Genomic DNA, 15,466 nt, shown 5'->3' on the forward strand with positions numbered 1-15,466 from the left:
GTCAGAAGATGGAGACAAACCGCAACCGGGACCGCCGTAACGACGCCGTGCTTGACGAGGCTGGATGGGCAGTCCTGCGGGTCTGGGAGTGCCAGGTCCGCAGGAGCGTCAACGATGCAGCGACGCTGGTGCGGGAAGCCGCTCAGGCAAACAAGCCGACCCTCATGGCCGCCTCCCGTTCGGCCGCCAAGCGCGCGCCTTCCTCCTCAGCTCGCACGGCCACCTCACGCGGGTAGGCGCAGCCGGCCTCCGCAAGCGGACAGGAGCCGCACTTGGGCACACCGGGCCCACAGTCCGTCATCCCCAGGTACCGGATGGCCGCCATTCGCAGCGGTGCCTCGTCTCCGGTACCAACCAGACGGGCGAGGTCGATACGGCCGTCGGTCAGCTGGTTCCGTTCGTGAGACCTGGTCCCGCGGAACCGTGCGGCGACCCGGACGGCGCTCATGCCGGCAGCGAGCACGTCATAGCCGAGCAGCATCTTGAAGACCTTCTCGTCTGCCGGCCCCAGCTTGAGCAGCTTGGCCACCTCGCCGGCGTCGCCCGGGAGATCGACGTCAACCAGGCGTCGTAGCCGCTCCAGCCTCCGCCGCGCGGCGCGCGGCGCGACATGAAGAAAATCATGCAGAGTCGTCTCGTCGAGGCGGTCATGTCCACGCAACACGTCCAGCACAGGCGTGTCGGCCGGCGATACTGGCTGATTCCTCGACAGCAGCGCACAGGCGACCGCGATCAGCGGCGTCATTGCCTCGTCGGGGACCGCTGTCCACGACTCGGATCGCCGCAGTTCAGTAGCCAGGGCGGCGAGCCGTTGGTGGACGTCCTGCCAGTTCTGGGCGCACGGCAGCCCCGCTATCGCCGAGTCCTTTTCCGACCGCGGCGCAACCGCCCTGGCGGCAGCCGCTCCTGCCAGCGGCGGGACCGCGTTGCCGATCTGTTTGAAGGCATCGCTGCGATGGCCGGCGAATCGGAAGCGATCGGGGAAGGTCTGGAGTCGCGCAGCCTCACGGACTGTAAGCGTCCGCGCCTCCATCGGGTGGATATACCAGTATCCGTCCTTCGCGATGTGCGCAGTGATGGTTCGGCTCAGCTGGTCCTCGGCGAGTCGCTTGTACTTGTCGTCGAAGGTCCTCGTCGAGTAACGGCGCAGGCGTTCCGGGACGTCGGTGTAAAGCCAGTCGGGCTTCATCATCGTGAAGATCTCACGGTCGTCGTCCCGGACTGGACGGGTGAAGTGGTCGTGGACCTTGCCCTCGCTGGCGCGCTGTCGCATCCTGCGCACGAACTCGTTCCGCGCGACGACCTCGTCATAGTCCATCTCCCGCTCGCCGGTCGTCAGACCGAGCGAGGGAAGATCCCCGATCGCGTCGCCGACCATGACCTGGGGATGGTCGTCCTCGGCTGGCCAGGTGAACGGGCCGCCATCGTTGCGGGCAAGCAGAATCAGCCGGCGACGATGCTGAGGAACCCGGTATCGCCAAGTCTCGATGATGCGCACGTCGGTGGCGTAGCCCGACTCCTCCAGGTCTCCGACCATCCGGCGGACCGTCTGGAAGTCATCGCCAAGCGCCATGTCCGGGACGTTCTCCATCAGCACGGCCCGCGGCTTGAGGTCGAGGACGATGCCGAGGAACGCCATCCACAGCTCGCGCCTCGGGTCGAGGTGGGAACGCGTCCCCTGTGAGATCAAACTACGAATCTTGCTCGACCCGGCGCGGCTGTATGGCTGGCATGGTGGGCCGCCAGCGACGAGGTCGATCGGTACGCCGTCGAATGACGAGACGAGCTCGGCCCGGCGGTCGGGGTCGCTCAGGTCGAGTTGCAGCGCCTTGCCACGGAAGTTGGCACGATGGGTCTCGACAGCGCGCTGGTCGTGGTCCACGGCCGTGACGACAGCCCAGCCCGCCTCCTCCAGTCCCAGGCTGAGGCCACCGGCACCGCTGAACAGGTCGACCGCGAGGCGCCGACCGGACGCCACTTCAGCCCGGCACCAAACGAGGAAGTCGTCGTCCGACGGACCGCCCTGGCATGGCGGAAGCTGCAGCAAGTCGCTGCGCTCCAGCCGCACGCCGTAGGTAGCCACCGCCCGCCCTCCCCTAGAACCGCCAGCCCAGGTCCGGCACACCCGAAGCAACCGCCGACGCGCGGTAGTAGTTAATAACAGTCACGCCGCCCCACACGGTACGGCTCCCGCGGCGCCCACTCGCACGGCGCAGACCGGCTACTACCTGCACGTTCGTACACACGTTCTACCAGCAGGTTGCGACAGCTTCCCGGCGCCGGGCCCAGCGCGCCCGGCGGGGGCCTCGCGGCGCCGTGGGAGGACATCCGCCTGCTCCGCCTCCGGCCGCCGGGGCTCCGAGACGTCCTCAACCCCGCCACGCGCCAACCACATCATGACGAGCGAGCAACAGGCATGCCGGGCCTCACCAGCGCTTTTCTCCGCGGGGATGCATGTGAGAGCCTGGGGGTCGCCTACGTCGAGGCAACCAAGGAGGACCGGATGACAGGCCGACGAACGTACGAGGTGATGCCGTCGGCTGCGCGGCTCACCCGGTCACTTCGGGACGTCGGCTACGACTTCCCGTCCGCCATCGCCGACCTCGTCGACAACAGCATCTCCGCTGGGGCCACTCACGTTCAGGTCATCGTCGAGTTCGACGGCACCGACTCCCGGGTCTTCATAGCAGACGACGGAATCGGAATGAGCGAGAACGCGCTGGTCGAGGCCCTCCGCTTCGGCTCGCGCCGCACCTACCAGGAGAGCGACCTTGGCCGGTACGGGCTCGGGCTGAAGACCGCATCCCTCTCGCAGGGCAGGTCCGTCACTGTCGTCACACGGCGGTCGGTCTCCGCCGACCGCGTCTTCATCCGTGAACTCAACCTCGACCTGATCCAGGATCTTGACGAATGGCTTGTCGTCGCGCCCAGACGCTCGGCTGAAACTGACCGTGCACGTCAGCTGCTCGGCGACGAGACCGGAACGGTGGTCCTCTGGCGCGATCTCGACCGCGTCTTGCCCGAGAAGCGCCCCGACGGTGGCTGGGCACGCCGGCGGATCGACAACTATGCCCGCAAGACCGCCGAGCATCTCGCCATCGTCTTCCATCGTTTTCTCGAAGGGCTGCCGGACGGCAGAAGAGTCGCCATCTCGGTAAACGGCGAGAAGGTTCGCCCCTGGAACCCGTTCGCGTCCGGTGAAGAGCACTGCCGCGAGTTTCCTGCACAGCAATTCGAGATCACCGTTGGCGACTCCTCCGGTACTGCACGTCTTCGGCGCTTTGTACTCCCCGCACGCACCCAGTTCTCGTCCCAAGGCGAGTTCGAACGCCTCTCGGGCCCGCTGAACTGGAACCGGCAGCAGGGCCTCTATATTTACCGCGCGGACCGTCTGGTCCAGTGGGGCGGCTGGGCCGGCATCCGCGGCATCGACGAGCACACCAAGTTGGCCCGCGCCTCGCTCGACTTCGACACCTCTCTCGACCCCGCCTTCAACATCAATGTCTCAAAGATGCGGGTCTCGATGCCGCCGCAACTCCGCCAGATAATCGAAACTTCAGTCAATGAGCTATGCCTGGCCGCGAACGCGGCCTACCGCCGTTCCTCGCACCGCGGCAACATGCCCCTACACATGGGCGCTCGTCAGCCGACCTCGGCACCCAGCACCGACCTTGCACTCGCCGGCCTCGCCCTCCGCTCGGCCGCTATGCAGGCCGGCCGTTACGAAGCTCTCGAGAGCATTCTCGCCATCATCCGCCGTGACGCACCTGAAATTGCCACCGCCCTTGGCCTCGGCAGTTGAGCGGAGTCACAGGGTCCGCCGCGCTCCAACCGTCGCCGGCCCGGCCCGGCCTCAACCCCGACGCCGGAAGGCAGCCCAGCGAGACGCTGCCTGGGCCTGACGGCGGGTCCACGGCGCCGGTCCCTGGTCGCCCGTTTCAGGGCGGCGGCTGGTCTGACCGGACGTTGAGGATCTCGATCGACTGGCCGCGCCAGCGCGTCGGGTCGGCGGTGGCGATGGCGGCTCCAGCGTTCCGCTCGGCGTCAGGCTCAGCCGCAAAGCGGGCGTGCGCCGTGGCCCAACTGGTCTCGCGGGCGACGGCGAGCGCGGCTGGTAGGTCCAAGTCGAGAACCCTGATCCCTTTCATCGACGCGAAGTGCTCAGCTATGCCGCGTCGAACCCGTTCCGCCTCTACCAACGCACAGGTCGGGGCATAGAGGAACCAGCCAGGGGTGTGGTGGGCGTAGTGGATCAGCGTGGACGCGGCGATGCTGCCGCGCCCCGCGGCGACCATCGCCGAGTCGTCCAGGACTACGTGACGCTCTTTGATCACCTGACCCGTCCGATCTGGGCTATGCGCCGCTCGAGGTCGGCATAGTGCTCCGCCAGTTCCTCCTCGGTCGGGTCGTAGCCCCACTCGCGGAGAATGTCGCTGGCCTGCTCCGCGTGGGCGGCCCGCTCGGTGGGAGTGGCCAGAGATCCAGCAAGCCTGATGAGGTAGGCCCGCAACGACAGGCCCTCGTCCGCCGCGACCTGGGACAGCTTGTCCCATACGTCGGCTGGGATCTCGACGGTGACGTCGGACATGAACGGACTCCTCGAGGCGGACCCGACCCGATCTGGCGGGTCAGGACACCTACCAATTCCACGATGGTCCACGACCGATACCGCCACCGACAAGACGTGGGTCATGTGCGCCTCCCGACGTCCCCATTTGGCCCGATAACTTAGACACTGTCTGGTGCGACAGTACCTGGGCCGACGATTCTGATCAAGCTCGGAGGGAGTGGGACATGCTGTCGACCTCGACCCGGCGGGCGAGGAGGGTCTCCCGCGGAGAAGATCCGAGCAACGCCTGACGAGTCCACGTCGCCGCCGCGCGGATCGACCGGCGGGTACCGCTCGGCCAGAGCTCGCCCTGATCCAGCTCCGCAGGCGCACGGCTCCCAGCCCGGGCCTCCACCGCCCAGTCGCCCGGCCTGCTGGGAATCCTGATCGCTGCCGTGTCGAGGTGCCCTCTACAGCGGCAGCGCGTAGCCGAGCTTGCGGACGGCGGCACGGAAGTCGGCCTCGCGTTCCGGGGAGACTGCGAGGTGGCGGTCGCCGATCCGCTGGCAGATCGCGCGGAGCTTGCGGTCGCCGCCGATGAGCGCCGCCAGCGCCGGATCGGCGCACTCGACCACCTTGCTGTACCCGAGATCCCGCAGCTGGCCGGAACGGGCTGTCGCATCAGCGAACAGCGTCCGCACCGCGGCGGGCAGCTCGTCAACCGCCGCGCGGCTGGTGAGGAACGCCCGCAGCTCCTCCGGCTGGCGGCCCTGCTCGATGGCCACCAGCAGCGACGCGAGGCTCAGCGCCCAGACGCGTTCCGATCGGCGCCGTGCGAAGGCATCCAGAAGGAGCTCCTCGCTGGGCACCAGGCGGCCGGTGACGACGACGTCAAGGCTGGGAAGCACCTTGATCGGCTCGAGGATGTCGTCTGCATCGTCATCTTCGCCCTGGCGGTCGTCATCTTCGCCCGCCGCCGCGTCAGGCTCGTACCGGTCGGAGAGGCCAAGCACGTAGGCGCCGAGCCTATTGAGGCGGATCTCCGCCAGCCCGTCGTAACGGCTGAGGCAGTCGATCCAGTCCGCGCCCCAGTTGTCGCGGAAGTCATCCCGGGCGCCGGCCGCCGAGCCGTAGCGCAGGTCGAAGAGCCCGAGGGTGCCGGCGTACTCGAACAGCAGGCACAGGGTGTACCGGCCCTCCAGAAGCGTCCAGCCATGGTGGCCGTCATACCCGAGGCTGCCGTACTCCCGGTCGTCGAGATACAGCTTCCACAGGTCACGCGCCACGCCGAACTGCGGGCCCTCCGTGATCATAGAGCCGAACAGGAGGTCCACTGGCATCCACTCGCCCAGCGCGCAGTGCATAGCCAACGCCTCGCCCGCGGCTTTGCGCCGCGGTCCAGCAGCCGTCAACGCCCGAGCCGACCGCTGGCCCTTGATCTCCTCAATCCGGCTCATCTCGTCCAGGAGCGCGTGGCTGAGCCAACGCTTCCAGAGCAGCCGGATGGTCTCCGCCGGCGGCTTCGTCAGCGCCGCCCGCCCCTTCGCGGTCAGCGTCAGCCGTCCACCAACGATCTCGGCCAGGCCGCCGGCCTGCAGCAACAACGGCCACGCGAAGGCCGCGATGGGGTCGTCAACGTAGAAGTCGCCATGCCGCAGCACCTCGGCGACCGCGGTCACCGTCACGGCCGACGGCCGGCTGGTCTTCTCACTGCAGCGCAGCTTCCCGACCGCGCACAGCCGCAGCACCGCCAGCAGGTCGGCGAGCGCATCCCGAGCAGTCAGCCGCTCGGTGAGCTCTTCCCCGTCGTCCGGAGCCTCATCGGTCACGCCGAGCGGTTCCACCGCTACGTCGGCGCCCGCGCCGCTGCCTGACTCTGCCCCATCGCCGTCGACCTCGACGATCTGAACCCGCACCGCCATGACTGTCACAGTAGGACGCTTCACTCGATCCTCGGACATGGAGGGGAGTCAGCCGGCGCCCGACGGCGGGTTGGAGCCTGGGGGTGGGCTCGGGCCTGGCGTGGGAGCAGACGTCGGCGGCGGGAGGCGGAGGTACTCCCCGTCGACGATCTCGTGGAAGCGGCGCTTGCGGCGGGTGCTGGCCGACTTGGCCCTGATGTCACGGCTGCCCTCCCAGAACCGGCGACCGTCGGATCCAGCCAGCACGATGCGAGCGGCCTCGCGCAGCGCCACCTCCGTGAGGGCGTTCAACTCGAACATGAGCTCCCAGTGGGAAAAGATCATGTTCACGTACAGCTGGGCTCGCTGTTCCTCCGGATCGGCGGAGTCGAAAAAGTCGCCCCAGCAGCGCCGGTAGACCTCGTCGTCCATCGCCATCCGCAACAGATCCACATGCAACGACCGCAGCGCCTGGTCCCACCCGGCCCTCGCCCCTCGGGCCTGCAGCCCCACCGACCAGACCGCCGCGGCGAGCGCGACCACTGGCAGCAGCGCCCTGGCCGCTCCATGCCTTGCGCCCGCCACCGCCCTCCCCTTCATCGCCCTGACGTAGCCATCACTGTCTCACCAGACAGCGCATAAGTCATCACTATGACGACGAGGAGGAGCGGTCGTTGCCGAGGAACCTTCCGATGGCAACGAATGTGATCAAGACGGTGAGAGCCTCTGGCTCGCAGCGAGGTCTAACGTCCCCTGGGCAGCGGTGCTGGTCGCAGCAGCCGGCTCAGGGACACGAATCTGGCTTGTCGTTTGTGTTGGATCAGGGTGCGGCGCCGGACGCGGCTCTGCGACGACACGTCTGATCCGCCGCGGTCAGAGCCCTGAAAGGTAGATCAGACCCCGCCGTTGGACAGTCGACCAACCACAGTTTGCTCGCGGCGGTCAGCTCCGGAGGAACAGGATCAGGCTCCGGCCGAGACCACTTGGCGCACTGACGGCTCGCCGAGTGGGACGCCACTGACTTCAGCGAGACGCTCAGGCATCCGGGATGTCCGGCTTCGCGGCGATGAGCATCTCCCGAGGGATCACAACCAGTCGTTCGTCCGAGCCGACATGCACCCCGTCCGGCAGGCGGTGCTCGTAGGTGGCGGTCAGATCGCAGCCAACGATTGCGATGTCCCCGTTGTCGAGTTCCCAGATGTCAGGGCATTTGGGAGTGGCGTCCGTAGCGCCAAGCTCAGCCGCCGAGAGTCCAAGCCGACGTCTGAAGTCGGCCTTCGGATCCGCGTTCCAGACCATGCGCCGCTCCAATAATAATGGCAACTGCCCACACCCAGGCATCACGCGTGCGCCCCTGCCGGGTGCCGGGTTATGCCAATCCTAGTACGAAGGTGAGGCATGCTCATATCATTGCGCAAACCCTCGGGCCACGGCGGGCCGCTGCGTATGCTCGATGACGACGCCGTCGGCGGCGCGGACGAGACGCGAAACGTCAGGACCTGATGACGAGCCTCGCCCTTCGACCCTGAACCCGCTGGTCCCGCCGGCCCCGCCGGCCCGAAACCTAGGTCTTGGCTGTCAGCAAGAAGCGAACCCGCCCCGGCGGGGGGAGTCGCCGGGGCGGGTTCCTGATTGCTTTCCTTTGCGGGTACCGCCAGAACTATGCGGCGGCGGCGGCGACGCGGGCCTGCTGCTGGGCCGCGTAGGCGTCCCGTTCGTTGAGGCGGGGGAAGGGCTCGGCCGGGACCGGCACGCCGAGGAAGGCGCACAGCGGCTCCCAGCCCTCGGCGACGTCGAAGACCAGCAGGCGATCCGCCGGGATCTCCCGCTTCACCTCGGCGATGTGGTCCTCATAGACCCGCAGGGCGTGGTCCTTGTCCGCGAAGCGCCCGTCGAAGATGCCGTCCCAGATCAGCAGCCTGAGCAGCTTGATCAGCGGCTCGACCTCGGCCGGCAGATGCTCCGGGACGTTCAGGATCGCCTGGTAGAGCGTGTTCTTCACACTCTCGTACCACTTCTCCGGGTCGCGTACCGAAAGAACCACCTTCGACGCTGGGTCGTGGGCGGCGAGCTCCCGCCAGAAACGGGCGCCCGGCCAGTCGACGGTCGACCTGTACCCGGCGTACATGGAATCCCAGTCGACAGGTTTTCCTTCGACCGCGTCCAGCCAGTCGAAAACGGTTTCACGCCGTTTCATCAGTTCAAAGCCGTGATGGCATGGCCCGAATCCCAGCTGCTCGAGGGCCGCCTTGAGTGAGAGAGTTCCGGTGCGCCCGAAGCCCGCGCCAACGATGTCGACCATTTCCCTCCTCCATAGATTACCTGGACGCAACGCTATCGAAGTGGGCGCTCGGGCCGGAACGGAACCCCCCACCGCCGAGAACAAAGAACGCTCGTCGGGAGTCAATGCTCGGGGGTGATCGACGGCATGGTAACCTTGCCCGTCACGCCACAAAACCGCTTTCCTCACCGGAATTACGATAAAACGCAGGCGCTGTGTTTATCTGTGTACCGTACGCAATATGGCGCCGTCTCGCTCGGACTTTCGGAACTGACAGTCACCCGATGCGTAGGCCGGACGTTCGGCTCAGCTTTCACGCGCGAACGACAGGGTGCCACCAACATCTGAAGGACAGCCGCATGGATGACCGCGGCCCGGTCCAGCCCGGCCCGGTCCAGCCCGGCTCGGCTCGGCTCGGCTCGGTCCAGCCCGGCTCGGCACGGCCACCGCCGGGCCAGCGGCGATCCGCGACGGTCCGCGACCGTCGGCGGCGATCCGCGGAGGTTCGCGGGCACCACGAACGACACACACGCCGAGTGCACGCGCATGGCGAGGGCGACCCCGCCGCCCGTCCGCGACCGGCGACCGACTGCCAGCCGACTGCCAGCGACCGGCCGACTGCCGGCGTACGCACGCGCGATCCGCGTCTCGGCGCGTCACAGCGTGAGCGCAGAGGGCGGATGGTCGGGCTCGTCTCCTGCCTGGGGGCATCCGGTCTCCCGCCTGGAGCCATCGAGGGCCGCCTCGCCGCGACGGAGGTGGAGTGGCGGCGACGAAGCGGCTACCAACCGTCATTGACAAGGCCGATGTGAGCGGCTGCTGTACAGGTTTGGTTGCTAGGCTGCGGCGCCGGGAGGTAGGTGCTGATGCCGGACGAGAAGGACCCAGCCGGGCCGGATGCACGGTCTGATGAGTCGAGCGCGCCGGCATCGCCGGCGGACACGGACGCCAAGGAAGAGAAGCAAGGACAGAGCGGCAAGAGACAGGGTGCCACCGCGCCACCGCCGATCATCCTGTCCACCTCGGGGATTCCGATGGTTCAGGGTGCGGACGCGGCCGGTGGGGCCGTTGGTGGCTGGGCCCTGTTGCCGCCACCCCGGGACCCTGCTTCCGGGCCATGGGGGCTCACCGCCCCTACTCTTACGAACCGTGACCAGCCCGAATCGTCCAGTGACGCCTCTGGCCTCGACGAGGCTGACGTCGATGACGACAACGACGTCGACGACGCGGCCGAGGACCACCAGGCCCTTCGCGGCGGCGAGAAGGCCGGCGTGAAGGTCACCGGCCGCGCCTCGGGCACTGGCCACGGCGACGATGACCTCGACACGGACGACGACCTCGACCTCGACTCGTCCGACCTCGACGAGCCGGACTTCGATGACGACGAAGACGATGATGACGAGGACGAGGACAGCGACGACGGCGAGGACGGTTCGCCGAGCTGGCAGAAGAACGTCTCCGGCGAGCGCCCGCGACGTCGCGAGCTCGCCCCGGAGGTCAAGGTCGCCGCGTTCGGCGTCCTCGCGGCCCTGCTGCTGACGGTCGGCGCGATCGCGCTCTCGAAGTCGCTCGGCGGCTCGTCGTCATCCGGCGACACTGCGAGCGTCACCCCGGAAGCGACCCAGAGCGTCAAGCCGCCGGCGACATCGAAGGTCGGGGACTGCGTCTACACCGAGGACGGGAACACGCCTGCCCGAAACGTCACGCTTCCGCCCGCGGGGCCCAGCGTCGACACGAATCCCGCCAAGATGGTGATCACCACCAACCTCGGCACGATGACAGCCACTCTCGACGCGGCCAAGGCGCCGTGCACCGTGCACGCGCTGAGCTACCTCGCCGAGAAGAAGTACTTCGACGGAACGACCTGCCACCGGGAGACCTCTGGTCCCGACGCTGGGATCTTCGTTCTGCAGTGCGGTGACCCGACAGGCACGGGCGGCGGCTCGCCCGGGTTCCAGTACAAGAACGAGAACATCACCGGCGTCAACTACAACCGTGGCGTACTCGCCATGGCGAACGCCGGCCCGGACACGAACGGCAGCCAGTTCTTCATCAACTATGCCGATCCGTCGGAGGAGGGTGCCCAGGCGCTCGCCGGCGGCTACACGGTCGTCGGTCAGATCACCGAGGGACTCGACATCCTCGACAAGATCACCAGTCCTGGTGCCGAGGGTGAGACAGGTGATGGCGCGCCGGTCACCAAGCCGCAGATCCTCTCGCTCACGGTCACCCAGTGACGCCTGGCGGCCCGGGCATGATCATCCAGTGACAAACTCGCGGTAACGCGCGACGAAATGGTCATCGCGGTCACCCCGGCATCTCTGCGACGATGCCGGGGTGACCGCTCCGTCCAACCGACGAGAGCCCGACGCGTCCGGCCGCTCCGGCAGGCCCACCGCATCGACTGACGTCTGTCCTCGCCAGGAGCCGGGTCCGCGCTCTGGGCCCGGCTCAAGGCGCCCTCACCCCTGATCTGGCCGACGCTCGGGTCCCGAGCGGTTCCCGGTCACGGGCCCGAGCGGTTCCCTGTTACGTTACGGGCCGCCTCGGCCAGTCCGGCGGACCTGGGCTGGGCGCGGCGGCAGACTTGGTGGCATGGGCGTCGATGTGCCATTGGATCGGTTCGAGGAACTGGTGGTCGAGGCACTGGACAGCCTGCCGCCGGAGCTGGGCCGGCGGATGCGCAACGTCGCGGTCCTCGTGGAGGACGACTCGACGGATGGCCTGCTCGGGCTGTACGAGGGCGTCCCACTCACCGAGCGGGGGGACTGGTACAGCGCGGTTCTCCCCGACCGGATCACGATCTACCGGAAACCGATCTGCGCGATGTGCGCGAACGAGGCCGAGGTCGTCCGCGAAGTTCGGGTCACCGTCATCCACGAGATTGCCCACCATTTCGGCATCGACGACGACCGCCTCCACGAGCTCGGCTGGGCCTAGCCCTCCCCGTCGATCTCGCTTCCCACTAGTGCTTCTGGGGACGGGGGCCTCCGGAGGTGCGAAGGAGGAGCATTTTCGCACCTCCTTTGGCTCTCTAGCGACCAGAGATGCGCACGGGCCGAACAAACTGGTTGCCGACAGTGACCCGCCGCGGGTGGCGGTGTACGGCCGGGGTAGGCATTGAGCACATCTGCTGCCCGAGGGGCGGAGGTACCGGTGGCATCCACTGAGCCGCATCTGGACCGACCCGACCGCGATCTCGATCGAGCCGCCGAGTGCGGCCTCGGCCGGGCCGAGGCCGACCGCGCCTACCGCTACCGCGCCCATCCCGCCGATGCCAACAAGATCAATCGTGCCGATGCGAACCAGATCGATCTTGAGCGATCCCAGCCAGGCCTCGGAACGGACCCTCGGACGTCATGGCGCCATGACCGGGCGTCATGGCGCCATGAGCCGACGGTCGATTGCCGGCGACCGAGCACCTCGCGGGTCTACGACTACTTCCTCGGCGGGTCGAACCACTTCCCTGTCGATCGGGAGCTGGCCGCTCGTCTGTCGGCCACGCTTCCCGACATCGACGCGATCATGCGGGAGAACCGGGCGTTCATGCGCCGGGCGGTCCGTTTTCTGCTGGATGCCGGCATCCAGCAGTTCCTTGACCTTGGCTCCGGCATTCCGACGGACGACGGTCACGCCGGCAATGTGCATGAGCTTGCGCGGCGGCGCCGCGACGGCGGCGCCCGCGTCGTCTACGTCGACCTTGACCCGACGGCGGTCGCCCGCAGCCGCGTCGTCCTGGCCGGTAACCAGGACGCAACGATCATCCAGGCCGACCTGCGCGACCCGGACACGGTGTTCGACCATCCGGACACCCGCCGGCTGCTCGACCTGGCCAGGCCTACCGCGGTGCTGATCCTAGGCGTCCTGCACGACATCCCGGACGCGGACGACCCGCCGAGGATCATCGGCCAGATCCGCGAACGCCTCGCCCCGGGCAGCTTCCTCGCTCTCTCCCAGGGCACGGTCAACAGCCGCGCTGACACCGGCGGAGCCGGGACGAACGCCTACAACGACGGTTACGCACGCGGAGCGCCTCGGCTCTCGCTGCGCGGCCGCGCCCAGACCCTCGCCCTCCTCGACGGCTTCGAACTGGTCGCCCCCGGGCTCGTCTTCCTCGAGGACTGGCGCCCGTATCTGGATGACGACGCCGACCGCCTCACCTCCCCTGCCCGCGCGGCTGGCGCTACACCGGGCTTCCGGGCCGCCCTCGCCGGCATCGGCATGCGGTAGCTCCCCACCGCTCTCCGCCAGTACGCGGGGCGTGGTGCGGGGTTGTGGGCTGCGGGGTGCGCGTGGTGCGGGGTGCGGGGCGGGGTGCTGGGTGCGGGGCGGGGTGCTGGCCTACGAGTGGCGGTGGGCGGCGCGGTGCCGGTGGCCGTCGCGCGCCGCGGGGACCAGCGGGCCGCCAGGAACGTCCGGCGCCCCCGGGAAGGGGACGGTCGCCCCGCCCGCGGCGAACGCGACGGCCATCTTGTCGGCGCACATGGGACGGCCGAAGAGGTGGCCTTGGCCGAGGTCGACGCCAAGGGCCAGCATCCGCGCCGCCTGCGCGCGCGTCTCCACCGACTCGGCCGTGACGATGTGCCCCAGCCGATGCGCGATCGAGACGATCCCTTCGACCATCTGGTCCATGGCCTCAGTCTCCGACCGCTCGGCGAGCAGCCGAGCCCGCTCCCCACCGCCGCCGGCGGCGAGAGCGACGACGGAGGCCGGGTCACCCACAGCCACACCGGCGCCCGAGCTCACACCGGCGCCCGAGCCCGCATCGGCGTCGGCTTCCACCTCGTCGTCCGTCTCGTCCGCCCCGTCGTCCTCGTCCCGCGCACAGAACTGGCCGGCGAGCTTGAGGGCACCGACCGGCAGCGTCGGTAGGTACGCGAAGTTCGAGTAACCCGTGCCGAAGTCGTCGATCGCGATCCGGATGCCCGCGTCGGCGAGCTGGTGCAACGCCTCGGGCTGGCGGCCGAACGCGTCGATCATCAGGTTCTCGACCAGCTCCAGTTGCAGGCAGCGCGGGTCCAGCCCGGCGCGCTCGACGATGCCCAGGATCACCGGCACGAGGTCCGGCTCCTCCAGCTGGCGCACCGAGAGGTTCACACTGACGAAGGGGTCTGGGACGGCCCCGCCGCGCATGCCCACGCCATCCACACAGTCCGCGCCGGATACACCGGGCAGGCCGGGGACCGCCTCGCCGTCGGGGGCTGCCAGCCGGGTGGCCGCGGCGGCGCCCGCCCAGCGGGCGGCGTCGCGGCAGGCGGTTTCGAGCACGTGCAGGCCGAGCGGCACGATCAGGCCCGACTCCTCGGCCACGCCGATGAACTCCTCGGGCGAGAGCAGGCCCTGGCGCGGGTGGTCCCAGCGCACGAGCGCCTCGGCGCCCTGAATCGTCCCGTCGGTCAGCCGCACGATCGGCTGGTAGTGCACGACGAACTGGCCGGTGCGCAGCGCCGCCGCGATCGAGCGGGTCAGCCGCGCCGTGGCCGCCGCGGCCGCCCCCTGCCGGGAGGCCGAAGAGCCGGGGACCGGCCGGTCCGCTCCCGTACCCAGGAGTCGCCCCGGTGGACGGCCGTGATCCCCGCCAGGTGCGTCGCCACGGTCGAGCCCGCCGCTGTGGCCGGCCCCTGCCCGCGGGTCATGACGACTGGTCACGTCCTCGATCGTGACGGCGTAGTACGAGCCGCCGGCGGCGGTCTCGTCGTCGACCATCGCCGCCGTCAGGCTGACCCACACCTCGTTGCCGTCCGGGTCGGCCTCCCGGTCCAGCCGCCAGAAGCCGTGCCCCGGCCGGCCGGCGCGCACCGCCGCCCACATGTCGATCAGCCCGGCTCGGTCACGCGGCGGGACCAGGTCCCAGACGTCACCGATGGACAGGCGAGTCAGGTCGCGCCCGACGATCGCGCGCGCGGTGTCGTTGGCCTCCAGGATCGTCCCCGAGTCGGCGACCACTAAGGTGCCAATGCCGGCGTGTTCGAAGACGGACCGGAACCGCTTGTCGCCCAGCCGGCGGGCACGCTCGGCCCGGCGCAGGCCGGTGAGCTCCGCGCTGTGCCTGTCGCGGACGGCCGCCAGGGCACACTTGCGGACCGCCTCGCCGTGCCCGGAGGCGACCGCGCCGAGGACGGCGAACGCGGCCTGCGCCCGCCCAGGGCCCGCGGCGGCGGACAGCGGGGGCCCGAGCACCTCGACGGTGCGGGCAAGGGCGTCAGGGCCGGTGAAGCCGACCCGGGCAAGCCGGGCTCCGACCGTACGGCCCGCGGCCCGGTCCACCGGGTCGGCGGCGAGCGCTCCGAGCAGCTGGCCGGTGAGCTCACGCAGCTCGGCGCGCATCCCGGCCGCTCCGTCGTCGCCCGGCCCCTCGGAGGCGGGCGGCGCGGGCGCCATGGGCGAGGGGCAGGCATCCGCCGGCACGACCAGGCCCTGGGCCGTGGCGTCCGCGGTGGTCCCCGCGCACGGGTCGGGCGATCCGGAGAGCGACGACGGCTCCACGCGGGGAGACGGGTCGATGCGCACCGTGACGCAGGGCAGGTGCTCGGCGGTGGGTACGGGCGACGTGAGCTGTGTCGGTGACATCGGCGGCCACGCCGCCGTCACCGACACCGCGTCGTACCAGCGATCGGCGATCCGGTCGTCCACGGCGCCTTCCCTGCGTTCCGGGAGCTCATTGTGTTCCGCCTATGGTCGCAGAGGCCGTTCCCGGGCCGCACACTGGCACCGGGTTCGCCGCGGCCTGCGCCA

12 protein-coding genes are annotated in these 15,466 nt (G+C 69.2%); 4 read left to right on the forward strand and 8 right to left on the reverse strand.

The features are described from left to right. Nucleotides 1-142: 142 nt before the first annotated feature. Nucleotides 143-2,083 (reverse strand): DNA cytosine methyltransferase, encoded by a 1,941-nt coding sequence (locus tag QOZ89_RS08155; RefSeq protein WP_312623432.1) that lies wholly within the window; start codon nucleotides 2,081-2,083, stop codon nucleotides 143-145. 333 nt (nucleotides 2,084-2,416) lie between these two features. On the opposite strand from QOZ89_RS08155, the gene QOZ89_RS08160 reads away from it, so the two are divergent. Further along, nucleotides 2,417-3,802, forward strand: coding sequence for an ATP-binding protein (locus tag QOZ89_RS08160; RefSeq protein WP_312623433.1), 1,386 nt, complete (start codon nucleotides 2,417-2,419; stop codon nucleotides 3,800-3,802). A 136-nt stretch (nucleotides 3,803-3,938) separates the two neighbouring features. Here QOZ89_RS08160 and QOZ89_RS08165 read toward each other — a convergent pair whose 3' ends face one another. The 6 genes from QOZ89_RS08165 to QOZ89_RS08190 all read right to left on the reverse strand — a co-directional run bounded on the left by QOZ89_RS08165 (nucleotide 3,939) and on the right by QOZ89_RS08190 (nucleotide 8,752). After that, nucleotides 3,939-4,334, reverse strand: coding sequence for a hypothetical protein (locus QOZ89_RS08165; protein WP_312623434.1), 396 nt, complete (start codon nucleotides 4,332-4,334; stop codon nucleotides 3,939-3,941). Further along, nucleotides 4,331-4,588 (reverse strand): hypothetical protein, encoded by a 258-nt coding sequence (locus QOZ89_RS08170; protein ID WP_312623435.1) that lies wholly within the window; start codon nucleotides 4,586-4,588, stop codon nucleotides 4,331-4,333. Before QOZ89_RS08170 ends, QOZ89_RS08165 begins: the two co-directional genes overlap by 4 nt. A 431-nt stretch (nucleotides 4,589-5,019) precedes the next feature. Further along, a complete protein-coding gene (locus tag QOZ89_RS08175) occupies nucleotides 5,020-6,471 on the reverse strand; it encodes a helicase-associated domain-containing protein (protein ID WP_312623436.1) in 1,452 nt (483 codons plus the stop codon). Between the two features lie 48 nt (nucleotides 6,472-6,519). After that, nucleotides 6,520-7,035, reverse strand: a complete 516-nt coding sequence (locus tag QOZ89_RS08180; protein ID WP_312623437.1) for a DUF6082 family protein — start codon at nucleotides 7,033-7,035, stop codon at nucleotides 6,520-6,522. 450 nt (nucleotides 7,036-7,485) lie between these two features. Continuing rightward, nucleotides 7,486-7,749 carry a hypothetical protein gene (locus QOZ89_RS08185; protein WP_312623439.1) on the reverse strand — a complete coding sequence of 88 codons (264 nt, stop codon included), beginning with the start codon at nucleotides 7,747-7,749 and terminating at the stop codon, nucleotides 7,486-7,488. Between the two features lie 361 nt (nucleotides 7,750-8,110). Next, entirely contained in the window at nucleotides 8,111-8,752 is a 642-nt protein-coding gene (locus tag QOZ89_RS08190) for a sulfotransferase family protein (protein WP_071047137.1), read from the reverse strand. Nucleotides 8,753-9,597: 845 nt separating this feature from the next. Between QOZ89_RS08190 and QOZ89_RS08195 the strand changes: the two genes are divergently transcribed. The 3 genes from QOZ89_RS08195 to QOZ89_RS08205 all read left to right on the forward strand — a co-directional run bounded on the left by QOZ89_RS08195 (nucleotide 9,598) and on the right by QOZ89_RS08205 (nucleotide 12,961). After that, a complete protein-coding gene (locus QOZ89_RS08195; protein WP_312623442.1) occupies nucleotides 9,598-10,968 on the forward strand; it encodes a peptidylprolyl isomerase in 1,371 nt (456 codons plus the stop codon). A gap of 370 nt (nucleotides 10,969-11,338) precedes the next feature. Beyond that, nucleotides 11,339-11,671 (forward strand): metallopeptidase family protein, encoded by a 333-nt coding sequence (locus QOZ89_RS08200; protein WP_241841531.1) that lies wholly within the window; start codon nucleotides 11,339-11,341, stop codon nucleotides 11,669-11,671. Nucleotides 11,672-11,887: 216 nt separating this feature from the next. Next, nucleotides 11,888-12,961 (forward strand): SAM-dependent methyltransferase, encoded by a 1,074-nt coding sequence (locus QOZ89_RS08205; protein WP_198543095.1) that lies wholly within the window; start codon nucleotides 11,888-11,890, stop codon nucleotides 12,959-12,961. Between the two features lie 111 nt (nucleotides 12,962-13,072). Here the strand turns inward: QOZ89_RS08205 and QOZ89_RS08210 are convergent, their stop codons facing one another. Next, nucleotides 13,073-15,364: an EAL domain-containing protein gene (locus tag QOZ89_RS08210; protein ID WP_312623443.1), complete on the reverse strand. Its 2,292-nt coding sequence runs from the start codon at nucleotides 15,362-15,364 to the stop codon at nucleotides 13,073-13,075. Nucleotides 15,365-15,466 lie beyond the last annotated feature (102 nt).

Origin of the sequence: Pseudofrankia coriaricola (genome assembly GCF_032027725.1) — a bacterium.
GTDB lineage: Bacteria > Actinomycetota > Actinomycetes > Frankiales > Frankiaceae > Pseudofrankia.

Bases quoted from the DNA above. Each gene is read 5' to 3' on its own strand.
- QOZ89_RS08160 (WP_312623433.1), top strand. From the start codon at position 2,417: ATGCCGGGCCTCACCAGCGCTTTTCTCCGCGGGGATGCATGTGAGAGC.
- QOZ89_RS08170 (WP_312623435.1), bottom strand. From the start codon at position 4,588: ATGTCCGACGTCACCGTCGAGATCCCAGCCGACGTATGGGACAAGCTG.
- QOZ89_RS08175 (WP_312623436.1), bottom strand. From the start codon at position 6,471: ATGGCGGTGCGGGTTCAGATCGTCGAGGTCGACGGCGATGGGGCAGAG.
- QOZ89_RS08185 (WP_312623439.1), bottom strand. From the start codon at position 7,749: ATGGTCTGGAACGCGGATCCGAAGGCCGACTTCAGACGTCGGCTTGGA.
- QOZ89_RS08190 (WP_071047137.1), bottom strand. From the start codon at position 8,752: ATGGTCGACATCGTTGGCGCGGGCTTCGGGCGCACCGGAACTCTCTCA.
- QOZ89_RS08195 (WP_312623442.1), top strand. From the start codon at position 9,598: ATGCCGGACGAGAAGGACCCAGCCGGGCCGGATGCACGGTCTGATGAG.